This window comes from Pigmentiphaga sp. GD03639 (assembly GCF_029845405.1).
Lineage (GTDB): Bacteria > Pseudomonadota > Gammaproteobacteria > Burkholderiales > Burkholderiaceae_B > Pigmentiphaga > Pigmentiphaga daeguensis.
This window is the reverse complement of record NZ_JAOCLR010000012.1, coordinates 111,908-134,557: the sequence shown is the minus strand read 5'-3', so window position 1 is coordinate 134,557 and position 22,650 is coordinate 111,908. Positions and strand designations below refer to the sequence as shown.

The 22,650-nt window shown below is 67.0% G+C and carries 22 protein-coding genes; 11 read left to right on the top strand and 11 right to left on the bottom strand.

All coding sequences use genetic code 11. The annotated features are described in order from the left end of the window. Positions 1 to 12 precede the first annotated feature (12 nt). Genes N5K27_RS15085 through N5K27_RS15075 form a run of 3 tightly spaced genes read right to left on the bottom strand, consistent with a single transcriptional unit; the run spans position 13 to position 2,404 of the window. Entirely contained in the window at positions 13 to 291 is a 279-nt protein-coding gene (locus N5K27_RS15085; RefSeq protein ID WP_087841385.1) for a DUF6587 family protein, read from the bottom strand. Positions 292 to 307: 16 nt separating this feature from the next. Beyond that, positions 308 to 2,155 (bottom strand): ferrous iron transport protein B, encoded by a 1,848-nt coding sequence (gene feoB / locus N5K27_RS15080; RefSeq protein ID WP_279817357.1) that lies wholly within the window; start codon positions 2,153 to 2,155, stop codon positions 308 to 310. Between the two features lie 6 nt (positions 2,156 to 2,161). Then, a complete protein-coding gene (locus N5K27_RS15075) occupies positions 2,162 to 2,404 on the bottom strand; it encodes a FeoA family protein (protein ID WP_087841524.1) in 243 nt (80 codons plus the stop codon). Between the two features lie 197 nt (positions 2,405 to 2,601). Here N5K27_RS15075 and N5K27_RS15070 point away from each other — a divergent pair, with 197 nt between their 5' ends. Then, the gene (locus N5K27_RS15070) at positions 2,602 to 2,820 is read left to right on the top strand and encodes a hypothetical protein (protein ID WP_087841383.1); all 219 of its coding nucleotides are present in this window, start codon (positions 2,602 to 2,604) and stop codon (positions 2,818 to 2,820) included. A gap of 18 nt (positions 2,821 to 2,838) precedes the next feature. Here the strand turns inward: N5K27_RS15070 and N5K27_RS15065 are convergent, their stop codons facing one another. From N5K27_RS15065 to N5K27_RS15045, 5 genes are all read right to left on the bottom strand, one after another. Then, positions 2,839 to 3,726 (bottom strand): UDP-2,3-diacylglucosamine diphosphatase, encoded by an 888-nt coding sequence (locus N5K27_RS15065; protein WP_279817354.1) that lies wholly within the window; start codon positions 3,724 to 3,726, stop codon positions 2,839 to 2,841. Positions 3,727 to 3,803: 77 nt separating this feature from the next. Further along, a complete protein-coding gene (locus tag N5K27_RS15060) occupies positions 3,804 to 4,727 on the bottom strand; it encodes an alpha/beta fold hydrolase (protein ID WP_279817353.1) in 924 nt (307 codons plus the stop codon). After that, positions 4,724 to 5,485: a tetratricopeptide repeat protein gene (locus N5K27_RS15055; RefSeq protein ID WP_279817364.1), complete on the bottom strand. Its 762-nt coding sequence runs from the start codon at positions 5,483 to 5,485 to the stop codon at positions 4,724 to 4,726. The genes N5K27_RS15060 and N5K27_RS15055 overlap by 4 nt, the downstream gene beginning before the upstream one ends. 511 nt (positions 5,486 to 5,996) lie before the next feature. Then, on the bottom strand, positions 5,997 to 8,255 hold the full coding sequence (locus N5K27_RS15050) for a TonB-dependent siderophore receptor (protein WP_243724580.1): 2,259 nt from the start codon (positions 8,253 to 8,255) through the stop codon (positions 5,997 to 5,999). A gap of 235 nt (positions 8,256 to 8,490) precedes the next feature. Next, complete coding sequence (locus N5K27_RS15045) at positions 8,491 to 8,928, bottom strand: RDD family protein (protein ID WP_132980067.1); 438 nt, start codon at positions 8,926 to 8,928, stop codon at positions 8,491 to 8,493. A gap of 457 nt (positions 8,929 to 9,385) precedes the next feature. Between N5K27_RS15045 and N5K27_RS15040 the strand changes: the two genes are divergently transcribed. From N5K27_RS15040 to ilvC, 3 genes are all read left to right on the top strand, one after another. After that, a complete protein-coding gene (locus N5K27_RS15040) occupies positions 9,386 to 11,107 on the top strand; it encodes an acetolactate synthase 3 catalytic subunit (RefSeq protein WP_279817350.1) in 1,722 nt (573 codons plus the stop codon). Positions 11,108 to 11,116: 9 nt separating this feature from the next. Next, the gene (ilvN, locus tag N5K27_RS15035; protein WP_087841377.1) at positions 11,117 to 11,608 is read left to right on the top strand and encodes an acetolactate synthase small subunit; all 492 of its coding nucleotides are present in this window, start codon (positions 11,117 to 11,119) and stop codon (positions 11,606 to 11,608) included. Positions 11,609 to 11,792: 184 nt separating this feature from the next. Beyond that, positions 11,793 to 12,809, top strand: coding sequence for a ketol-acid reductoisomerase (gene ilvC / locus N5K27_RS15030; RefSeq protein WP_087841376.1), 1,017 nt, complete (start codon positions 11,793 to 11,795; stop codon positions 12,807 to 12,809). 121 nt (positions 12,810 to 12,930) lie between these two features. Here the strand turns inward: ilvC and N5K27_RS15025 are convergent, their stop codons facing one another. Then, positions 12,931 to 13,839 (bottom strand): LysR family transcriptional regulator, encoded by a 909-nt coding sequence (locus tag N5K27_RS15025; RefSeq protein ID WP_087841375.1) that lies wholly within the window; start codon positions 13,837 to 13,839, stop codon positions 12,931 to 12,933. A gap of 103 nt (positions 13,840 to 13,942) precedes the next feature. Between N5K27_RS15025 and N5K27_RS15020 the strand changes: the two genes are divergently transcribed. The 3 genes from N5K27_RS15020 to N5K27_RS15010 are packed head-to-tail and all read left to right on the top strand — an operon-like array spanning position 13,943 to position 16,342. After that, on the top strand, positions 13,943 to 14,545 hold the full coding sequence (locus tag N5K27_RS15020; RefSeq protein WP_087841374.1) for an amino acid synthesis family protein: 603 nt from the start codon (positions 13,943 to 13,945) through the stop codon (positions 14,543 to 14,545). Next, positions 14,542 to 15,333 (top strand): alpha/beta fold hydrolase, encoded by a 792-nt coding sequence (locus tag N5K27_RS15015; protein WP_279817344.1) that lies wholly within the window; start codon positions 14,542 to 14,544, stop codon positions 15,331 to 15,333. Before N5K27_RS15020 ends, N5K27_RS15015 begins: the two co-directional genes overlap by 4 nt. Positions 15,334 to 15,367: 34 nt before the next feature. Continuing rightward, positions 15,368 to 16,342 carry a tripartite tricarboxylate transporter substrate binding protein gene (locus N5K27_RS15010; RefSeq protein WP_279817343.1) on the top strand — a complete coding sequence of 325 codons (975 nt, stop codon included), beginning with the start codon at positions 15,368 to 15,370 and terminating at the stop codon, positions 16,340 to 16,342. A gap of 178 nt (positions 16,343 to 16,520) precedes the next feature. Here the strand turns inward: N5K27_RS15010 and N5K27_RS15005 are convergent, their stop codons facing one another. Together N5K27_RS15005 and N5K27_RS15000 are read right to left on the bottom strand one after the other, a co-directional pair. Continuing rightward, positions 16,521 to 17,489: a tripartite tricarboxylate transporter substrate binding protein gene (locus N5K27_RS15005; protein ID WP_087841371.1), complete on the bottom strand. Its 969-nt coding sequence runs from the start codon at positions 17,487 to 17,489 to the stop codon at positions 16,521 to 16,523. 4 nt (positions 17,490 to 17,493) lie between these two features. After that, positions 17,494 to 18,408, bottom strand: a complete 915-nt coding sequence (locus tag N5K27_RS15000; RefSeq protein ID WP_087841370.1) for an alpha/beta fold hydrolase — start codon at positions 18,406 to 18,408, stop codon at positions 17,494 to 17,496. A gap of 353 nt (positions 18,409 to 18,761) precedes the next feature. Between N5K27_RS15000 and pssA the strand changes: the two genes are divergently transcribed. The 4 genes from pssA (at position 18,762) to N5K27_RS14980 (ending at position 22,629) form a co-directional block, all read left to right on the top strand. Then, the gene (gene pssA, locus N5K27_RS14995) at positions 18,762 to 19,505 is read left to right on the top strand and encodes a CDP-diacylglycerol--serine O-phosphatidyltransferase (protein ID WP_087841369.1); all 744 of its coding nucleotides are present in this window, start codon (positions 18,762 to 18,764) and stop codon (positions 19,503 to 19,505) included. A 389-nt stretch (positions 19,506 to 19,894) separates the two neighbouring features. After that, entirely contained in the window at positions 19,895 to 21,436 is a 1,542-nt protein-coding gene (locus N5K27_RS14990) for a 2-isopropylmalate synthase (protein ID WP_279817340.1), read from the top strand. Continuing rightward, on the top strand, positions 21,436 to 21,966 hold the full coding sequence (locus N5K27_RS14985; RefSeq protein ID WP_243724581.1) for a GNAT family N-acetyltransferase: 531 nt from the start codon (positions 21,436 to 21,438) through the stop codon (positions 21,964 to 21,966). The genes N5K27_RS14990 and N5K27_RS14985 overlap by 1 nt, the downstream gene beginning before the upstream one ends. Before the next feature lie 162 nt (positions 21,967 to 22,128). Beyond that, complete coding sequence (locus N5K27_RS14980) at positions 22,129 to 22,629, top strand: YbaB/EbfC family DNA-binding protein (protein ID WP_279817337.1); 501 nt, start codon at positions 22,129 to 22,131, stop codon at positions 22,627 to 22,629. Positions 22,630 to 22,650: the final 21 nt, after the last annotated feature.

Here is a 22,650-nt window from a genome sequence, read left to right as displayed (position 1 = left end):
TTCGTCGCGGCCTTATTTCCTGGCGTGGACCTGGATGGTCTTGGTTTCGCCGGGGCCGCAGGTTCCGCATGTTCCGCAGCCGCTGCCGCAGCCCGCATCGGGCGTCGCGGCGCCCAGGCTCCTGCCCAGCTTCCGCACCCAGGCGGCCTGGCCCGGACGGTCCATGCGGCGCGCGAGCCAGGACTGCATGCGCATGCGAGTCTTGGGCGCGAACCGGCCGAAGGCCTTGATCACGCAGGCGGCGACGATCAGCGCCACCAGCGTCATTTCGAACAGGGAATAGGCGCTCACGGAAGCCTCCCGGAAATCAGGTCAGCAGCCTCGTCACCTGGTAGGTGATGAAGGATGCGATGTAAGCCAGCCCGAACAGGTAGCCCGCGGTCAGCGCGACCACCTTCCAGGAATTCGTTTCGCGCCGGATCACGGCCAGCGTCGACAGGCATTGCGGCGCGAAGATGAACCAGGCCAGCAGCGAGAACGCGGTCGCCAGCGGCCATTGGGCGGCGATCAGCGGCGTCAGCATGGTCGAGGCCGCGTCGTCGTCGGCGGCCGACAGCGCGTACACCGTGGCCAGCGCGCCCACCGCGACTTCCCGCGCGGCCAGGCCGGGGATCAGCGCGATCGATATCTGCCAGTTGAAGCCGATGGGCGCGAACACGGTCTGCAGGGCTTCCCCGATGCGGCCGGCGAAGCTGTACTCGATGGCCGGGCCGGTGGCGCCCTCGGGCGGGCCGGGGAAGCTGGACAGGAACCAGATCAGCACGGTCAGCGCCATGATGATGCCGCCCACGCGCGCCAGGAAGATGCGTGCCCGCTCGACCAGCCCGGTGGCCACGTCGCGCAGGTTGGGGATGCGGTAGGAGGGCAGTTCCAGCAGCAGCGAATGTTCCGTGGCGTCGCGGCGCAGCAGCTTCATGACCCAGGACACCACCAGGGCGCTGACGATGCCGGCCACGTACAGCGCGAACAGCGTGACGCCCTGGAGGTTGAAGATGCCGAGCACCGTCCGGCTGGGAATGAAGGCGCCGATCAGCAGCGTGTAGACCGGCAGGCGCGCCGAGCAGGTCATCAGCGGCGCGACCAGGATGGTGGCCAGCCGGTCGCGCGGGTCCTGGATGGTGCGCGTGGCCATGATGCCCGGGATCGCGCAGGCGAAGCTCGACAGCAGCGGGATGAAGGAGCGGCCGGTCAGGCCGGCGCCCACCATCATACGGTCCAGCAGGAAGGCGGCGCGCGGCAGATAGCCCGACTCTTCCAGCAGCAGGATGAAGAAGAACAGGAACAGGATCTGCGGCAGGAACACCAGCACGCTGCCGGCGCCGGCGATGATGCCGTCCACCAGCAGGCTGTTGAGCATGCCTTCGGGCAGCGTCTGGCCCACCCAGGCGCCCAGGGACGAGACCGACGTCTCGATCAGGTCCATGAGCGGCTCGGCCCACGAGAACACGGCCTGGAACATCAGGAACATGACGATGGCCAGCGTGACCAGCCCCAGCACGGGGTGCAGGACCCAGCGGTCGATGGCGTCGTCGATGGCGGCGGTGCGCCGCGGCATCGACACGGCCTCGCTCAGCAGCCCGTTGACTGCCTGGTGCAGGTCGGTGCCGGCGGGCAGCGCGGGCGGCGCGGCGGGCATGTCGTCGTCGATGCGCGCCAGCAGCTGCGCCGCGCCGTCGCGCTTGATCGCGATGGTTTCGACGATGGGGATGCCCAGCGCCTGCTGGAGCTTGTCGCGGTCGATCCGGATGCCGCGCTTGGCGGCGGCGTCCACCATGTTGAGCGCCAGGACCATGGGCAGCCCGAGCCGCTGCAGTTCCAGCACGAAGTGCAGGTGCAGGCGCAGGTTGGTCGCGTCCACCACGGCCACCAGCAGGTCCGGACGGCGCTCGCCGGCGAAGTTGCCCATGCAGACGTCGCGGGTGATGGCTTCGTCCGGGCTCGTGGCATGCAGGCTGTAGGCGCCGGGCAGGTCCAGCACGCTGACCTGCAGGCCCGAGGGCGTGACCAGCCTGCCCTCCTTGCGCTCGACGGTGACGCCGGCGTAGTTGGCCACCTTCTGGCGGCTGCCCGTCAGCAGGTTGAACAGGGCGGTCTTTCCGCAGTTCGGGTTGCCGACCAGGGCAACGCGCAGATTGGACAAGGTAGTGGTGGACATCGGGATTCAGGAGGCGAGCGGTTCGACCAGGACCCGCGCGGCTTCGGAGCGGCGCAGGGCGAAACGGGTGAAACCGATCTGGATCAGCAGGGGGTCGGCTCCGATCGGGCCGCGCGCCACGATGCGCACGCGCTCGCCCGCCACGAAGCCCAGGTCGCGCAGGCGCACGGCGATGGGGTCCGCCGGGGCGGCGTCTTCGACGGCGTTGACGGCGGCGTCATGGCCATAAGGTAGCTCGGAGAGGCGGATAGCCATGTGCTCGGTTGGTAGAAGAAAATGAAAACGATTACTAATTATAAAAGTTTTGCACCGATCCGGGGCGAATAGCCGCCATATCGACAAGGGCAGGGGAAGCGGGCGGCCAGAGGTAAGGAATTGCTAGCCGCTCCACCGTGGCGGCCGGGCATCGGTTATCTTGATGCCGTCACATCACCGAAGGGGGAGATATGAAGGCATCCGTCATCATCGGCCTGCTGCTGATCGTGCTGGGCGTGGTCGCGCTGGGCTACAAGAGTTTTTCGTACACGTCGGAAGAAACGCTGCTCAAGGTGGGTCCGGTCGAGGCCACGGCCGATACTCGTAAGACGGTTCCCATTCCCACCTGGGCCGGCGTGGCCGCCATCGTGGTCGGCGCCGCGGTGATCGTGCTGGGACGCCGGCGCTAGCCGCCGCGCCCGGGCGGCTCAGACGTCGGCCGTCTCGGTCTGCGAGCTTTCGCGCGCCGGCTGGGAAGCGGGCCGGGGCGCCAGCGCCGAAGGAAGCGCAGGCAGCTCCAGCGGCCGGCGCCGCTTGGACTTCACCACCGCCGGCTCGCCCGCGTCGGTCAGGTGGGTCCAGTACACGAGCCGCAACTGGCCGTGCTCGTCCTCGACCAGGGCCGACAGGCTTTCCACCCAATCCCCGTCATTGCAGTACAGCACCCCGTCCACATGCCGGATCTCCGGCTTGTGGATGTGGCCGCACACGACGCCATCGTAGCCCTGGCGCCTGGCCTCGTTGACCAGCACGTCCTCGAAGTTGGTGATGAAGGACACGGCGTTCTTCACCTTGTGCTTCAGGTATTGCGACAGCGACCAGTAGTGCAGCCCCAGCCGGCGGCGCACGCGGTTGAAGTGCAGGTTGAGCCATAGCGCGAAGGTGTAGAGCGTATCGCCCAGGTGGGCCAGCCACTTGCTGTGCTGGATCACGCCGTCGAACTGGTCGCCGTGGGTGACCCACAGGCGCTTGCCGTCGGCCGTGACGTGGACCGCGTCTTCCTGGACCTGGATGTCGCCGAAGGCGTAGCCGATGAACTGGCGGGCGAATTCATCGTGGTTGCCGGGAATGAAGATGACCCGCGTGCCCTTGCGCGCCTTGCGCAATACTTTCTGCACCACGTCGTTGTGGGCCTGCGGCCAGGTCCAGCTTTTGCGAAGCTGCCAGCCGTCGATGATGTCGCCGACCAGGTAGAGGGTCTCGGCCTCGTTGTGCTTGAGGAAGTCCAGCAAGTGGCTGGCGTTGCAGCCGGCGGTTCCCAGATGCAGATCCGAGATCCAGATGGTGCGCCATTGGGTGGGGGGCGATGTCGTCACGCTGGCCGGGAGGATGTTTCCATGGAATGAATGGAAACATGCCGCGATGACGTGTTTGTGACGGTGCGGGACCGTTGTCAGGCCGCGTCGCTTTTCGCCGTGTCCGAAGCGTGCAGGGCGTCCAGGCGCTCTTCGACGAAGGCCCGCACACCGGCGTCATGGGCAAGGGCCATGTGCCCGACGCGGGCGACCACGAGACAGGCCGCTGCACCCGGCAGCAGGGCGCGGTCGACCGGGCAGACGATGTTGTCGTGGTGCGAGGCGATGCAGGTGCAGCGGCTGGCCACGGCCGGTGTCTCGGCGGTCTGCAGGTCGCACAGCCACGGGCTGTCGGGCAGCATCTGGGCCGCGCACAAGCCGCGTCCGAAGCGCGCGTGCCAGGTACCCCGGTGCGGCGTGCCCAGCGTGATGACGTGGTCGATGGGCGCGTCGGGCGCGATGCGCAGCGCGGCCCGCGCCGCGAGGCCGCCCATGCTGTGGGCGATCACGGTCACGCGCTCGTGGCCCGCGCGCAGCGCCAGCGCGGCGGCCTCGGCGGCCACCTGCGCGCCGAATCCGTCTATGCCGGCCCGCGGAGGTTCCAGGTCCAGCGCGGCGACGATCCAGCCGCGCGCGGCCAGCCAGGTATCGAAGTCGCGCCAGATGCCCCGATTGCAGCCGTAGCCGTGCACCAGCAGCACGGCGCCCCGGGGGCGGGCCGGCACGCGGATGGGCCAGCGGTGCCGCCACGGGATGTCGAGGTACATGTTGCGCAGGGACAGGTAGATTTCCTCGGGCATGGCGGCCAGCCAGCCGGGCGGGCCGGCGGGGCCGGTGCGATCGGTCAGCAGCCGGGCCAGCGCGAAGCCCAGGGCGACGATCGCCGCGTGGATGACGACGGCCAGCAGGAGCGCGGTCAGCAGGGCCGCGGGCCAGGGCAGCCATGCCGACAGCGCCCAGGAGGTCAGGGCCACCAGGATCGCCACGCCGAGCGTGAACCCGCGCATGGCCCAAGCCATCATGCGGCGGGACCTCGCGTGGCCGGGCGTGCGGCCAGTTCGGCGGCCTTGGCGCGCACGCGCGCATCGGCCGCCTGTTCCAGGAAGGCGCGGGCCTTGGCGAGAAAGGCCGGGGTGGCGGTCTCGGGCAGGCGGTCGAGCCAGGGCAGCGCGGCGTCGATGTCGCCGCGCTCGATCAAGAGGCGAGCGTAGTTGAACTGTCCGCGGAAGTCGCCTCCCTCGGCCGCGCGTCGGTAGTGTTCGAACGCCTGCTGCCTGTCGACGGGCACTTCCCAGCCGTCCTCGTGGAAGCCGCCGATGATATTGATCGACTTGGCATGGCCCAGGGCCGCCGCCTTTTCGAACCACGCCAGCGCCTGCGCCCGGTCCGCGGCAACACCCTCGCCCAGCGCCAGGGCGGTCGCATAGTTGTACATGCCCCAGTCCAGCCCCTGTTGCGCGGCCAGCCGGTACCAGTAGGCCGCCAGCACGAGGTTGACGGGCACGCCCCAGCCGTGGTGGTGGCATTGGCCGAGCATGTTCATGGCCATGGGGTGGTCGGCGTCGGCGGCACGCTTGAACCAGTACACGGCCTGTTCCCGATCGACGGGCAGGCCCTGGCCGTCCAGCAGCATCTGTCCGAACACCGCCTGCGCCTCGACGACACCGCCTTCAGCCGCCGCCCGCACCCAGGCCGCGGCGCGCTCGCGCGGGCCGCGCAGGATCTCGGCCAGGTCGTCGGCGGTGGCGGCGTTCAGTCGCTGTGGAGAGATGGGCTCCATGGTTTTGCGGGTGTTGATGGGACTCATGGAATTGTGCATCAAGAACTTGGGTTCCAAACACGGCCGTGTCCGGAGGCGCGGGGCCGCATGGGGCGCAACGGAGCCGGTCCTGGCCTTTGGCCAGGACTTCCCGGCGTTCAGGTGCTTGGCGGGGCGGGCGCAGAACTCGGGCGGGCACAGTCCCCCGGACTGTGCCTACTGCCGCGCTCAGACAGCTGCGCCCTTGCTTCCCCACCAAGCACCTGAACGCCGGCGGCTCCAATGCGCCCCATCCGGCCCCGCGCCCCCGGACACGGCCTGCAACGTCGCGAAGCGTGGCTCACATGGAGCGGGGTAGGGCGGAAAAGAAAAGAGGCGCCTTACTCACGCAAGGCACCTCCCACAGGCCAACCAGGACACGCAGAATAGCCGCCCCCCGCCAGCCTATTAGTCCCCCACGGCACAGCGGATCCGGCTCTGCCGGTCCGCCAGTGCCGCCCCCTGGGGGGCGCGCGTAAGCGCGTAGGGGGGGTCAATACTTCAAGTTGAGGTTCAGGATCGCGGCGCGGCCGGCGCCGACCGACGCGTAGTGGGTCGAGTAGGTCGTGGTGAAGTAGCGCTTGTCGGTCAGGTTCATCAGGTTCAGCTGCAGGCTGACGTTGCGGTTGATCCGGTAGGCCGCCATCGCGTCGAAGCGGGTGTAGCCGGGGATGTAGCGGCGCACCGCCGCGTTAGAACCGTATTGCTTGCTGGAGATGAACACGCCGCCGCCGATCGAGAAGTCGCTGTTGATGGCATACGTGGTCCACAGCGTGGCCGTGTGCTTGGGCGTGTTGGGGAACGCCTGGCCGCTGGCGGCGGCGGTGTCCCGGCCCAGGTCGCGGACTTCGCTGTCCAGGAACGTGTAGCCGCCGAACACTTGCCAGGCCTTGGTGATGTTGCCCGAGGCACCGATTTCGAAGCCGTTGATGCGGCGGTTGCCGGCCATGGCGTAGGTGCCGTCGGGCTGGGTCACGCGGGCGTTGGTGGTGTCGATGCGGAAGATCGCCCCGGACAGCGCCAGGCGGTTGTCCAGCACGTTCCACTTGGTGCCGACTTCCAGCGAACGGTTCTTCTCCGGAGCCATGTCCTTGGCGTTGACGCCCACGCCGTTGCGTCCCGGGACGATGCCCTGGGATTCCGAGCCCTGGCCCAGGGTGGAGTTCGCCGGCGTCGACGACGTGCCGTACGACACGTAGACGCTGCCGTTCTTGGCCGGCTTGTAGATCAGGCCCAGCTGGTAGTTGAACAGCGTGTCGCTGCGGCCCACGTCGGCGGTCGGGCTGACCAGGCCGGTCTTGTAGTTGTCCACGCGCGCGCCGAGGTTGGTCAGCCACTTCTCGCTCAGCTTGATGGTGTCGAAGCCGTAGACCGAGAAGGTGGTGGCCTTGAAGTGATTGTTGCGCTGGCCTTCGACCGTCGAGCCGTTCCACGGATCGTTGGGGTTGGGGTTGTAGAGGTCCGTGCAGTTGTAGCCGGACGGCGCGCCCACGCCCGCAGCGCAAGTCGCGGCTCCGGTATTGTTGGGGCTCGGCAGCGTGCGCGCGACGGTGTACGAGCCGGTGTCCGATTTCTCGCGCGAGATCTCGATGCCGGTGTTGAAGCTGTGCTCGTAGCCGCCCAGGTTGGCCTTGCCGAACAGTTCGGTCTGGTTGGCGATGGTGTGCACGCCGCCGGTGCGGGACTTCGCGTTGCGCCAGACGCGGCCGTCGTTCACGTTGCCCTGGCTGTCATCGGGGTTGGTCCACACGTAGCGCTGGTCCACGGACGTGTAGCGCAGCGTGTTGCGTACCGTGAGGTTGCTGCTGATGTCGTGTTCGACGCGGGCGGTGGCAACGTCCGAGCGGGTCTTGTAGAAGTCGCTTTTCAGGCCGTAGAAGTTGTCCATGTTGACGGTGACGGGGCGGATCGCCGTCACGCCGGCCGGGACCCGGTTGCCGTACATGAACGGGATGCCGGAGTCCGGCGTATCGTCGGTCTGGATGTGCGAATAGCTGAGGGTGACGCGGGTGGGGGTGTTCAAGCCCCAGGTAAACGACGGCGCGATACCCCAGCGGGATACGTCCACGCCGTTGCGGCCTGCGACGTCGGCGTCGTGCGCCATGGCATTCAGGCGGAAGGCCATGCTGTCGCCCAGCAACCAGTTGCCGTCGACCGTGGCGCGCTTGTAGTTGTCCGTGCCCAGGCCCAGCGTGGCATTGGTGAACTTCTCGGCCTTGGGGGTCTTGGTGATCAGGTTGATGCTGCCGCCCGCGCCGCCGCGGCCGCCGTAGGCGCCGTCCGGTCCCTTGATGACCTCGATCTGTTCGAGGTTGAAGACTTCACGCGTCACGGCGCCGATATCGCGCATGCCGTCGATGTACGTGCTCGATTGCGCGTCGTAGCCGCGGATGAAAGGCCGGTCGCCCAGCGGGTTGCCGCCTTCACCGGCCCCGAACGAGATGCCCGGTGTCAGGCGCAGCGCTTCGGTCAGCGTGGTGGACGCGGTGTTCTCGATGATTTCCTGAGGGATGACGGTGACGCTCTTGGGCGTGTCCAGCAGCGGCGCGGTGAATTTCTGCGAGGCGGACTGGTCGGCCTTGTACGCCGATTCGGCCTCGCCGCGCACCGTGATGGGCGCGAGCTGGCCGCTGGTGCGGGGCGCGTCGGCCGAGTTGGCGCTCTGCGCCTGGGCCTGGGCGGCGGGCACGAACGTGAGCGCGCTGATGGCGGCCGCCAGGGTATTGAACCGGAACTGGTTCGTAGATATCACCGTGAAATCCCCCGAAGGTGGGCGCGAGGCCCGTCATAGATGCGGGGCGGGGTGTCTGGCCCCCGCCCTCGTGAGATGAGATGAAACTCTAACGAAGAATGATTCGCATTCTTCGTTGACCAGGGAAGATAGGCGCCGTGAGCTTACAGATAGCTGAACAGTGGCCGACAAGCCGGGGATTTCGTGAAAAATGCAACACCAGGCGCCGGATTTCCGGCGCCTGGCCGGGGACGGATCACCGCGTGGAGACGAGCCGGGTGCCGACGATGCGATCGTGGGGGAACTGGCGGTCGTGGTCGAAGAAGGTCCAGACGAAACCCAGTCCGGTCAGCGTGAAGGGCCAGGCCAGGACGTAGCGCAGCACGGCTTTCCAGACCGGCGGGCGGCCGCCGCCGGCGTCGATCAGCCGGATGTGCCAGGTCTTCATGGGCAGGGTCTGTCCACCCAGCCGCCAGCACAGCACGAAATAGACGCCGATGACGCAGAACAGCCACGCCTGCCGCTCGTGCCGCAGCATGAGCGCATGCCGGCTCTGGGTCAGGGTATCGAACAGATAGTCGGCCACGAACACCACCCCGAACAGCAGGATGGCTTCATACATCATGCAGGCGAACCGGCGCCAGCGGCCCGGCGCGGCCTGGAGGGCGGGAGAGGCGGAAGGGGTGTCGTTCATGGGGCGCTACGATAACCGAGCATGGCCGGCTCCGTCCGCCCGTGGCCGCGACCCGGGGGAAAATCCCAGTCACTGCGGTGAGCCTTGACCGCATCGCAACATTCCTGATAGCCTAGCGGGCTCGCCGAAAGCGTTACAAAAGTCGACGGCAGAGAGCTTCATCTGACGCCAGGCACCCTTCGGCGTCATGCAGTGCAGTCAACCAAGCCTGGCCCGCGCCAAAAGCGTTGTGGCGGCCTTAGCCCCAGGGCGAAGGCAGTCCGGTCCCGGCCTTCCGTTTCAACCTTCAGTGCTCGTTCCGGTGAACGTGCGCGAGGTCGGCAAGGTGGGCGAGTGGAACGGTTCCGTGAACCGTGAAGCGTCGCCGCATGTTGCCGGTGCCCGCGCAGGTTTGGTTTCCCTGCCTGAGGCAGTACCGCCCGGGGCGTCAGCGCGAACTTGAATGGACGAAAATCCAATGGAACTCACAGGCGCAGAGATCGTCGTGCGCGCCCTGGCCGACGAAGGGGTCGAACATGTGTTCGGCTATCCGGGCGGCTCGGTCTTGTACATCTACGACGAGATCTTCAAGCAAGACAGATTCAAGCACATCCTGGTGCGTCACGAGCAGGCAGCCGTGCACGCCGCGGACGCGTATTCGCGCGTATCGAACCGCGTCGGCGTGGCGCTGGTCACCAGCGGTCCCGGCGTGACTAACGCGGTCACCGGCATCGCCACCGCCTACATGGACTCCATCCCCATGGTGGTGCTGACCGGCCAGGTGCCCACCTCGGCCATCGGCCAGGATGCCTTCCAGGAAGCCGACACGGTCGGCATCACCCGGCCGTGCGTCAAGCACAACTTCCTGGTCAAGGACGTCAAGGACCTCGCGGACGTCATCCGCAAGGCCTTCTATATCGCCCGCACCGGCCGTCCCGGCCCTGTGCTGGTCGACATCCCCAAGGACATCACGATCGCCCGCGGGAAGTACACCCCGCCGACGGGCGAGATCAAGATGCGTTCCTACTCGCCCGTCGTGAAGGGGCACCAGGGCCAGATCAAGAAGGCGGTCCAGCTGCTGCTGCAGGCCGAGCGCCCCATGATCTACACCGGCGGCGGCGTGATCCTGTCCGACGCCGCGCCCGAGCTGACCAAGCTCGTGCAGATGCTGGACATGCCCTGCACCAACACGCTGATGGGCCTGGGCGCGTTCCCGGCGGACGACCGGCGCTTCGTGGGCATGCCCGGCATGCACGGCACCTACGAAGCCAACATGGCGATGCAGCACTGCGACGTGCTGGTGGCCATCGGCGCCCGCTTCGACGACCGCGTCATCGGCAATCCCAAGCATTTCGCGCAGAACGCCCGCAAGATCGTCCACATCGACATCGACCCGTCGTCGATCTCCAAGCGCGTGAAGGTCGACGTGCCCATCGTGGGCGACGTCAAGGACGTGCTGGTGGACTTCCTGGCGCAGGTCGAGGCCTCGCTCAAGGAAACCCGGCGCAATCCCGAGCAGATCGCCGGATGGTGGAAGCAGATCGGTGCCTGGCGCGAGCGCGAGTGCCTGAAGTACAAGTCCTCCAATGACGTCATCAAGCCGCAGTTCGTGATCGAGAAGCTGTGCGAGATCACCCGCGGCGAGGCCTTCGTGACCTCGGACGTGGGCCAGCACCAGATGTGGGCCGCGCAGTACTACCGCTTCAACAAGCCGCGCCGCTGGGTCAATTCCGGCGGCCTGGGCACCATGGGTGTGGGCCTGCCGTACGCCATGGGCGTGCAGATGATGCATCCGGATGCCGACATCGCCGTCATCACCGGCGAAGGCTCGATCCAGATGAACATCCAGGAGCTGTCGACCTGCCAGCAGTACCACCTCAGCCCCAAGATCCTGTGCCTGAACAACCGGTACCTGGGCATGGTGCGCCAGTGGCAGCAGATCGACTACGGCTCGCGCTATGCCGAGTCGTACATGGATTCGCTGCCTGACTTCGTCAAGCTGGTCGAGGCGTACGGCCACGTCGGCATGCGCATCGAAAGCCCCCGCGACGTCGAGGGCGCGCTGCGCGAAGCCTTCACCACGCACAAGAAACGCCTGGTGTTCCTGGACATCATCACGGACCGCACGGAAAACGTGTGGCCCATGGTGAAGGCCGGCAAGGGCCTGACCGAGATGCTGCTCGGTTCCGAAGACCTGTAAGGAGCGCACATGAGACATGCCATATCCGTGCTCCTGGAGAACGAAGCCGGTGCACTTTCCCGGGTGGTCGGGCTTTTCTCGGCCCGCGGCTACAACATCGAGACCCTGACCGTCGCCCCGACCGAGGATGCCACCCTTTCGCGCATGACCATCGTCACCTCGGGCTCCGACGACGTCATCGAGCAGATCACCAAGCACCTGAACCGCCTGGTCGAGGTGGTCAAGGTGGTGGACCTGACCGAGGCGCCCCACATCGAACGCGAACTGATGCTGATCAAGGTTCGCGCGGTAGGCAAGGAGCGCGAGGAAATGAAGCGGATGGTCGATATCTTCCGCGGCCATATCGTCGACGTGACCGACAAGAGCTACACCGTCGAGCTGACCGGCGACAAGGGCAAGCTCGACGCGTTCATCGAAGCGCTCGATCGCGCCAGCATCCTTGAAACGGTGCGCACCGGCAGTTGCGGCGTCGGCCGTGGCGAACGGGTATTGAAGATCTAACCCCCTGATTGGTAGTCCCCCCCTACGCGCTGACGCGCGCCCCCCAGGGGGCGGCACTGGCGGACCGGCAAAGCCGGATCCGCGGTGCCCTTGGCCTCTCGGGTTCACCCGCGGGGCCGAGGTGGGGGTGGTACGTGTTTGATTGAGTTTGAATTGATTCTGGATTGAATTTTGGAGAGCATCCATGAAAGTTTTCTACGATAAAGATTGTGATCTGTCGCTGATCAAGGGCAAGACCGTCGCCATCATCGGCTACGGCTCGCAAGGCCATGCCCATGCCCAGAACCTGAACGATTCCGGCGTCAAGGTCGTGGTCGGCCTGCGCAAGGGCGGGGCTTCGTGGGACAAGGCCGCCAACGCCGGCCTGACGGTCAAGGAAGTGAACGAGGCGGTGAAGGAAGCCGACGTCGTCATGATCCTGCTGCCCGACGAGAATATCGCCAAGGTCTACGCCGAGAACGTCGGCCCCAACATGAAGAAGGGCGCCGTGCTGGCCTTCGCCCACGGCTTCAACGTCCACTACGGCGCCGTCGTGCCCCGTGAGGACGTGGACGTCATCATGGTCGCTCCCAAGGCCCCCGGCCACACTGTGCGCTCCACCTACACCCAGGGCGGCGGCGTGCCCCACCTGGTGGCCGTGTACCAGGACAAGTCCGGTGCCGCCCGCGACATCGCCCTGTCGTACGCCATGGCCAACGGCGGCGGCCGTGCCGGCATCATCGAGACCAACTTCCGCGAAGAAACCGAAACCGACCTGTTCGGCGAGCAGGCCGTGCTGTGCGGCGGTACCGTCGAACTGATCAAGGCCGGCTTCGAGACGCTGGTGGAAGCCGGCTACGCGCCCGAGATGGCCTACTTCGAGTGCCTGCACGAGCTCAAGCTGATCGTCGACCTGATCTACGAAGGCGGCATCGCGAACATGAACTACTCGATCTCGAACAACGCGGAATACGGCGAGTACGTCACCGGCCCGCGCATCGTGACCGAGGACACCAAGAACGCCATGCGCGCCGTCCTGAAGGACATCCAGACCGGCGAATACGCCAAGAGCTTCCTGCTGGAGAACATGGCCGGCGCCCCGACGCTGAAGTCGCGCCGCCGCCTGACGGCCGAGCACGACATCGAGCAGGTCGGTGGCAAGCTGCGCGAAATGATGCCCTGGATCCGCAAGAACAAGCTGGTCGACCAGAGCAAGAACTAGACCCCCCCTACGCGCTTACGCGCGCCCCCCAGGGGGCGATGCGGGTGGACCGGCGGAGCCGGATCCACCGCATCCTGGGTCTTGAACCCTCACGCTTGCGTGGGGGTTTTTCTTTTGCCGGTCAGGAGAGGAGTTCGCCGCCTTTGTCGGCGGCGAGTTCGCGCATCAGGTCGACCAGCAGGTCGTGCATGTGGCGGGCGGCGGGGGAGAGGCTTTGGCCGGGGCGGGTGACGAGGCCGACGGTGCGGGCGATGACGGGGCGGTGCAGGCGGACGAAGGCCAGTTTGTGGCGGCGTGCCGGGCGGGCCAGGGTGGGAAGGATGGTGATGCCCAGGCCCGAGCGCACGCTGGCGATGAGCGAGGTCCGGTTGGTGACGGTCATGCCGGGCGTGGCCACCCATGGCGGGATGTCGGGGTGGCGCAAGGCTTCGAAGGTGGCGTTGGCGATCAGGCGTTCGCCCTGCAGTTCGCTCCAGTCCACCGGCTTGCGCCGTCCGGCCAGGCGATGCGAGGGCGGGCAGATGATGCCGAATTCGTCGCGCGCGATGGGCAGGAAGTCCAGCCGGGGTTCGTCGGCCAGGAGGCCGGCGATGCCGATGTCGACTTCGCCGCTCAGCACGAGTTGGCGCACGGCCTGTGAAGGCATGTCGATGGCGCGCAGGCGGACCTGGGGGAACTGGCGGGTGTAGCGGGCCAGGATGTCGGGCAGCCATTCGTCCGCCAGCGAGGGCATGACCGCCAGCGAGACCGAGCCGTGGCGTGCTTGCGCCAGTTCGTTGGCTTCCAGCCGGACACGGTCGTGTATCGCCAGCAGTTCGCGGAACAGGGGCAGGACGCTCCAGCCGAGCGGCGTGGGCCGGGCCCGCTTGCCGGGTTCGAACAGCGGGGCGCCTACCTGCCGTTCCAGATCGTCCATGGCGGCGGAGACGGCGGCCTGGGAGCGGAAGGTAGCCTGCGCCGCCGCGAGAAAGCTGCCGCTGTCGACGGCGGCCACGAATTGCCTCAGGTGCTGGATCTTGAAGGGGTCCATAGCAGTCCGTAAATTCAGGTTTTCCGAATTTTATTTCCACAAATTTGGCTTGGCAAAAATCAGGGCCATGGCGACCATATCCGCAGGACAAGAAGGAGGTCGCATGACGCTGGAAGTGCGCAAAGTCGTTTCGTATGTCGAGGAAACGCGGGTGGAGGGCGGCAGGAAGGCCGAACGGCCCCTGCTGATGGTGCTGAGCGCCGCGGTCCTGAAGAATCCGTGGGCGGGGCGGCCATACACCGAGGACCTGCAGCCCGAGATCCTGCGCATCGCGCCGCCGCTGGGCGATCTGCTGGTGGGGGAGATCCTGAAGTACACGGGCTCCGGCGAGCGGGTCGAGGGCTACGGCAAGGCCGCCGTGGTCGGTGCCGACGGCGAGGTCGAGCATGCCTCGGCGCTCATCCATACGCTGCGATTCGGGAACAAGTACCGGAACGCGGTGGGAGGCACGAGCTATCTGAGTTTCACCAACTCGCGCGGACCGATGGGGTGTCCCATCGTCGTGCCGATGATGCACAAGAACGACGAGGGGATGCGGTCCCACTACCTGACGGTGCAGGCCACCATTGCCGATGCGCCCGCGGCGGACGAGGTCGTCGTCGCGCTGGGCGCCAGCGTGGGAGGGCGGCCGCACCATCGCATCGGCGACCGCTACCAGGACATGCGCGAGATGGGGCTGGCCCCGGCCGGGAAGGAGGCCTCGTGACCTGGCCGACCCGAGTAGTCCGCAGCGGCTCGGGGGCGCCCGTCGTCCTGGTCCACGGCGTCGGCCTGGATCTGGGCATGTGGGACGAACTGGCGCGCGAGCTGGGGAACGAGTTCGAGCTGATCCGCTATGACATGCTGGGGCATGGCGGCACACCGCTGCCGGCGGGCGAAGCCGGGCTGGACCGGTACGTGGCGCAACTGGGCGACGTGCTGCGCGAGCAAGGGTTGCGCCAGCCCGCCGTGGTGGGGTATTCGATGGGCGGGCTGGTTGCCGGGCGGTTCGCCGCGCGCCATCCCGGCGAAGTGGGGAAACTGGTGCTGATGAGTACCGTCTTTCGCCGTACCGAGGCCGAGCGCCTGGCGGTACGGGCGCGGCTGGAGCAGGCCGAGGGCGGGGACGGGGCGGCGAGCGCGCAGGCATCCGTGGCGCGCTGGTTCTCGCCGGCGTTCGTCGAGGCCGCGCCGGGCCGCGTCGAAGCGATCCGGCAGCGGCTGCTGGCAAACCGGCGCGAGGATTTCCTGGCAGCCTATCGCATCTTCGCGGGCGCCGACGGCGTCCTGCCCGAGGCGGCGCCGCAGATCCTCTGTCCGACGCTGGTGATGACGGGCGACCAGGACACCGGGTCCACGCCCCGCATGGCGGAGGAGCTGGCGCGGTCCATCCCTCACGCCGCGCTGCGGATCGTGCCGGGACAGAAGCACATGTTGCCCGTAGAGGGCGTGACGGCTGCCGCGGCGGCCCTCAGGGAATTCCTGGGGTCGGGTGGCACGCGGCGGGCCGCCTGAACGGGCGGCACCATACCAAGCAAGGAGACAAGACATGCAACGCAGACACATGCTGGGCGCGATGGCCGCGCTCGCGTCCTCGGCATACCTGGGGAAGGGATACGCGCAAGGTGCGGGAAGCAGCGTACCGCTGCACGTGGTCGTGCCATTCCCGCCCGGAGGCGGCACGGACGTGCTGGGGCGGGCCATCGGCTACCGGCTGGAAAAGCTGCTGGGCCGCCCGGTCGTGGTCGAGAACAAGCCCGGGGCCAGCGGCATCGTCGGCGCCGAATACGTGGCGAAGTCCGACCGCGACGGCAACACCCTGCTGTTCTCGGGACTGGTGCCTTCCGTGCGCTACTACAGCCGCCCGATCTCGCAGATCGGCGCCGAACTGGCGCCGGTGTGCATGATCGCCCGGTCGCCCTATCTGGTCGCGGTCAATCCCGGCGTGCCGGCGAAGACGCTGGGCGAGTTCGTGCAACTGGCCAGGAGCAAGCCCGGCACGCTGACCTTCGGGTCGCCGGGCAATGCCACGCCGCAGCACCTGGCGACCGAGCGTTTTCGTTCCCAGGTCGGCATCGACATCCTGCACGTGCCGTATCGCGGCACGGGCCCGATGATGACCGACCTGCTGGGCGGCCAGATCCAGCTGGTGTTCGCGACGGTGGCGGCGGCCGAGCAGCACGTGAAGTCCGGGCGCCTGCGCGCGCTGGCGGTGACCAGTGCCGATCGGCTGGATCGCCTGCCCGACGTGCCCACCGTGGCGGAGGCGGGCATCGCGGACTTCGTGGCCGAGATCGCCTTCGGCACCTATGTCGCGGCAGGCACGCCGGCGGCGGCGATAGGCGGGCTCAACCGCGCGATCAACCAGGCGCTGGCCGACGGCGACGTGCGCGGCAAGCTGGTGGAGCAAGGCTTCATTCCCGTCGGCGGCGCCCCCGCGGACCTCGAGAAAAGCCTGTTGGCGGAGGTCAAGGCGGTGTCCGAGCTGGTCCGCTCGGGCAAGGTGCGCATCGACGCCGCCTGAAGCCGGCTGCCAGCGGCGGGGGCGTGCCTCCATCCGCCGCGGAGCAGCGTCCACTGCCCACCCAGGCGATGGGGCCAGCCCGCTGGCGATAGAGTAGGCCGTCCTGTGACATGCTCGCTTGTTCGAGCGGTGGACGCGCGGCCACGCGGTGGCGTTCTCCCAACTGGAAGCCGCGCGGTCAATCGATCCGGATTTCCAGTCCGCGGATGACGTCGCCCCACATGGCGTTCTCCTGCGCCATGTATTGCGCCAGTTCTTCCGGCGTGGAAACCGCCACGTCCACGCCCGCCCCGGCCAGGGCTTCCCGCGCCTCGGGCCTGGACAGCCCGGTTCGCACCGCCTCGTTCAGGCGCGAGACGATGTCCTTGGGCATTCCCGCCGGTCCCAGCAGCGCCAGCCATACCACTGCGTCGTAGTCCGGGACGCCCGCTTCAGCCAGGCTGGGTACGTCCGGCAACTGGGCGTTGCGGCGCGTGCTGGTGACGCCCAATGCCCTGATCTTGCCGCTCTTGACGTGGGGCAGGCCGTTGGACACGGCGGCAAAGCTGGTTTCCACGAAACCCGCGGCCAGGTCCTTCATGGCGCCGCCGCTGCCACGGTAGGGAACGTGTTCCAGCTTGGCGCCGGACTTGGCCAGGAACAGCGCTCCCATCAGGTGCTGCGTGCTGCCGTTGCCGGACGAGGCGTAGCGCAGGTGCGCACCGTTGGACTTGGACAGTGCAATGAGTTCCTGTACCGACTGGACGGGCAGCTTGGTGTTGACGAAAAGCACGTACGGGCTGTCCGCCAGCTTGGAGATAGGCGTGAAGCTCTTGATCGGGTCGTAGTCCAGGTTCTTGTACAGCCGATGGCTGGTGACGTGGTTGGTCGAGACGATCTCGAGGGTGTAGCCGTCGGGAGCCGCCTTGGCCACGAAGTCCGTGCCTATGGTCGATCCCGCGCCGGGCTTGTTCTCGACGATGAAGGACTGGCCCAGCGCGCTGCCGAGCTGCTGGGCGACGACGCGCGCCACGACGTCGGTGAAACCGCCGGGCTCGAAGGGAACGATGACCTTGACCGGGCGTTCCGGATAGGTCTCGGCGGCCCCTGCATGCAGCGAAAGTGCGAGCAGCGGCGCTGCCCATGCCATGCCGTGGATGCGCTTCATGGAGTCAACCTCCGTATCGGGCTTCGGGGAGCGTGAGAAAAGCGTGCAGGATGTGATAGACGCGCAGGTAGTTCTTCTGCTGGAAGCTGGCGTGCGAGATGCCCGACATGACGGTGAACTGCTTGTCCATGTTGGGGAGCTGCTCGAAGAAACGCATCAGGTCGTCGAAGCTGGCGATGCCGTCGTACTCGCCGCGCATGACCAGGGTCGGTACATGCAGGCGACGCGGGTCGATCAGCGGCAGCTTCGAGCACATGTCCACATAGGTGCCCGTGGGCATGGAGTCGTCCAGGGTCAGGATGGCATCGGCGAAGGCCTCGACGGTGGCGTCGTCGGCGGTGCCGGGGTGGTCGCGGTTGAAGATGCTGTGGACGAAGGCACGGTCGATGGGGCGGCGCGTCTTGGCCAGGAACTCGGGCAGCTTCTTGGCCCGTTCCTTCAGGGTCGGGCTGCCTTCGCCGGTCCAGACGAAGGCATCGAGCGCGAGGCGGGCGACGCGCTCGGGATGTCGCTGGGCGAAAAGCGCCGCTTTCAGCGCGCCCGACGATATGCCATAGACGAACAACGGCTTGCCGCCGTTGCGAGCCAGGATGTATTGCGATCCCGCGTCGAGGTCGTCGGCGCCGTTGGCGATGTCGAAGTTGATGGGACGATGCTTGTCGGAACGGCCGTAGCCTTCGTTGTCCATGCACCAGGTATCGAAGCCCCGGCGCGCGAACCAGTCCATGACGGAGGAGTCCGGCCGGCCGGGGACGGACAGGTCGAAGGTGGGCTGCGACGCCATGGACGAACCGTGTACGAAAAGGATGGTGCCGGCGAACGGCACGTTCGCGGCGGCCGGCTTCTGCCAGAGGAAGAGGCGGATGTCGTCCTTGGTCGTCCAGTGTTCGGTACCGCCTTGCCATTCGACGTGGGCCATGTTGTCTCCAATTGGTACATTTATGGTTTTGATATTTGTACCAATCTTGCAGCGTGGCATTTTGCAAGTCAATAGAAGCGGGGGCGGAACGTAACCCGAAGAGTCAGGGATATCCAGGATTTAATGACGTTTCAACATGTCCCGGCATTGCGGCAGGGAGTGGACCAATTTGGTTCATTTCATGAAAATTGGTCTTGGTGGGCGGCTCCCCAGCCAGTCCCGCGCAATTGGCCTGCCGGCACGGCATCGGTTAACCTTCATCCCATGCTCAAAACCACTCTTTCTCCTTATTCCATGGGGGGCATTGCAACGTGGGTGCACCTCGACCATCCCTCTTCCGGCGGAGTCCAGTCGTGAAAGATCTGGAGCATCGCCATCGCGGCATCTACCTGCTGCCCAACGCATTCACGACGGCGGCGCTGTTCGCCGGCTTCTATGCCATCGTGCAGGCCATGAACGACCGCTTCGAGGCGGCGGCCATCGCCATCTTCGTCGCGATGGTGCTCGACGGCATGGACGGCCGCGTCGCGCGCCTGACCAATACCCAATCGGCATTCGGCGAACAGTACGATTCGCTGTCCGACATGACCTCGTTCGGCGTCGCGCCGGCCCTGGTCATGTATGAATGGATCCTGACCGGCCTGGGGCGGTGGGGCTGGCTGGCGGCCTTCATCTACGTGGCCGGCGCGGCATTGCGGCTGGCCCGTTTCAACATCAATGTCGGCGTGGTCGACAAGCGCTTCTTCCAGGGGCTTCCCAGCCCGGCGGCGGCGGCGCTGGTGGCGGGATTCGTCTGGCTCGCGGTCGACAACAAGCTGCCCATCCGCGAACTGTGGATGCCCTGGGTGGCCTTCGGCCTGACCGTCTATGCGGGCGTCAGCATGGTGTCGAACGCGCCCTTCTTCAGCGGCAAGTCGTTCGCGCTGGGGCGCAGCGTGCCGTTCTGGACCATCCTGCTGGTGGTGCTGGCCTTCGTCTTCATCTCCAGCGATCCGCCCATCGTGCTGTTCGCGCTGTTCGTGATCTACGGCCTGTCCGGCTATGTGCTGTGGGGCATGAAGTGGAGGAAGAGCCGGCGGCCCCTTCCCAGGCCTTGAGCGGCGTCCTTCGGAAAACAGGAACGGCCTTGCCTGCAAGCAAGGCCGTTTCTGTTTCCGGTCGGATCACTTCACCGACGATACTTCCATCGAGCGCTTGAACGTCAGCGTCTTTCCCGGGGGGCAGAAGGAGAAAGACGGGGCCGAGGAATCCGGCTATCCGGCGTAGCAGGCCAGAGGAAGGGCGGGATGTCATGCGTGTCTCCATCGTCGAGGGGCGGCTTGGATTGCCTCGTGATGTTGCGTCAGGCGTCCGCCGCCCATCATCACGCATTTGTGGGTTGCGCAAATTAGCCACATCGTGCCGTGCGGCACCGCATCGAACCGGGCGAAGCGGCATGGGGAAGATGGGAGGGGGGTAGAATCTTCTGTCAGAAGGAGAGATACCCATGAGCGACAAACTGATCGTTTTCGATACCACGCTGCGCGACGGCGAGCAGAGCCCCGGCGCGTCGATGACGCACGAGGAAAAGGTCCGCATCGCCAAGCAGCTCGAGAAGCTGCGCGTGGACATCATCGAGGCGGGGTTCGCCGCGGCCAGCAACGGCGATTTCGACTCGGTCCGGGCCATCGCGCTGGCCATCAAGGATTCCACCGTCTGTTCGCTGGCGCGCGCCAACGACCGCGACATCGCCCGCGCGGGCGATGCGCTGCGGGGCGCGAACAGCGCGCGCATCCACACCTTCATCGCGACCAGCGCGCTCCACATGGAGAAGAAGCTGCGCATGACGCCCGACCAGGTCTTCGAGCAGGCCCGGCTGGCGGTGCGCTTCGCGCGCCAGTACACGGACAACATCGAGTTCTCGCCCGAGGACGGCAGCCGCTCGGATCCGGATTTCCTGTGCCGGGTCCTGGAAGCGGTGATCGCCGAAGGCGCCACCACCATCAACGTGGCCGACACCGTCGGCTACGCGGTGCCCGAGCAATACGGCGAGTTCATCCGCAAGCTGCGCGAGCGCATTCCCAATTCCGACAAGGCGGTCTGGTCGGTCCACTGCCACGACGACCTGGGCCTGGCCGTGGCCAACTCGCTGGCCGGCATCAAGATCGGCGGCGCCCGCCAGGTGGAGTGCACGATCAACGCCCTGGGCGAGCGCGCCGGCAACTGTTCGCTGGAAGAAGTGGTGATGGCGGTGAAGACCCGCAAGGATTACTTCGGCCTGGACGTGGGCATCGACACCACGCAGATCATGCCGGCCTCGCGCCTGGTGTCGGGCATCACGGGCTTCGTCGTGCAGCCGAACAAGGCCATCGTCGGCGCCAATGCCTTCGCGCATGCCTCGGGCATCCACCAGGACGGCGTGCTCAAGGCGCGCCAGACCTACGAGATCATGCGCGCCGAGGACGTCGGCTGGGCGGCCAACAAGATCGTGCTGGGCAAGCTGTCCGGGCGCAACGCGTTCAAGCAGCGCTTGCAGGAACTCGGCATCGAGCTCGATTCCGAGCAGGCGGTGAACGAGGCTTTCGCGCGTTTCAAGGACCTGGCGGACCGCAAGTCCGAGATCTTCGACGAAGACATCCATGCGCTGGTGTCGGGCGAGCAGGGCGAAGCCGGGGAGGGCGCCTACCGTTTCGTTGCGCTCGCGCAGCGGTCGGAAACGGGCGAGCGGCCCCACGCCCGCGTGGTGTTCTCTGAAAATGGCAAGGAAGTGGTGGCCGAGGCGCAGGGCAACGGTCCCGTCGATGCCACGGTGAACGCCATCGAAAGCCATGTCCGCAGCGACGCCGAGCTGCTGCTGTTCTCGGTCAACGCCATCACCACCGGCACCGAGTCGCAGGGCGAGGTCACCATGCGGCTGTCCCGCTCCGGCCGCATCGTCAACGGCGTGGGGGCCGATCCCGACATCGTCGTGGCGGCGGCCAAGGCCTATCTGTCGGCGTTGAACAAGCTGCAATCGCCGGTGGAGAAGGTGCACGCGCAGGGGATCTGATGTCCGGCTCCCCCCGTTTTCCGGCCGGATTCGCCGTCCAGGCGATGCAGCCGGCCGACGTCGAGGCCGTGCTGGTGGTGCAGGCCCAGGCCTATGCCGGCTTCGACCTGCTCGAGGATGCGGGTTTCTTCCTGAACCGCATCGAACTGTCGCCGCGCACCTGCTGGATCGCGCGCGGCGACGGCGAGCTGCTGGGCTACCTGGTGTCCTATCCCTGGACGCTGGGCGAGCCGCCGCAGCTCAATGTCCCGCTGCGCGCCTTGCCCGCGGGCGCGCATAGCTGGTTCCTGCACGATTGCGCCGTGGCGCCCGCCGCCTCCGGCCGGGGCGTGGGCCGCGCACTGGTCAGTGCAGGACTGCGCCATGCGAGTGCGTCGGGCCTGGCCTGCGCGACGCTGGTATCGCTGGGGCCGGCCAGGTCGTACTGGGCCGCGCTGGGCTTCGAGCCGGTGGCGACGGATGCCGGCCTGCTCGACGGCTATGGCACCGATGCCTGCTATATGCGCCGCCTGCTGAGCGCGGAACGCTGACGCCTCGCTTTCCTCTTCGTCGTGTGAAATTTTCGTGACAGCGGGGGGCGCCGGCAGGTTTCCGTCTGGATAGAAGGCGCGGCACGGCCGACATATTCCGGCAATCGTCCAGAGGTAGCTTGTGCGGTTGACGCTGTTTTCCCATTCTTGTGCGTAGTCGACATGGCACGGTCTTTTTCTTCGAATCGATCCCGCTCTCCCGGACGCGGCAGCCCGTTTGCCCGCGTCCGGGAGCGCCTCGCCCGCCTTGCCGGCGCGCTGGGGCTGGGGCTGACCACGGCGGCGGGCGGTCCCGCCACGGCCCAGGCGCCGGCGCAACCCGTGCCGCAGCACTGGATCAGCTACGCGCAGATGACCGGCAACCAGTTCCAGGCCTGGCTGAGCGACCCCGACAGCCAGGCGGTCCAGCGGCTGCATGCCTGGATGCAGGAGCGCATGTTGCAGGAGGGGCCGGCCGGGCCGCCGGCGCCCTTGATCGTGCGCGTCTGGGTGGGGCAGGCGGGCAAGGTCGAACGGCTGGAGTTCGCGTCGCTGGGACAGCCCCAGGCGGACGAGGACCTGCGCGCGCTGCTGACTGCTCAGCCTTTGTCCGAGCCGCCTCCGCCGGACATGCGCCAGCCCATGGTGCTGCAACTGGAACTCGGCTTTGTGGCCAAGGGCTAGGCGGCCTTCGCGTTGCCCGGC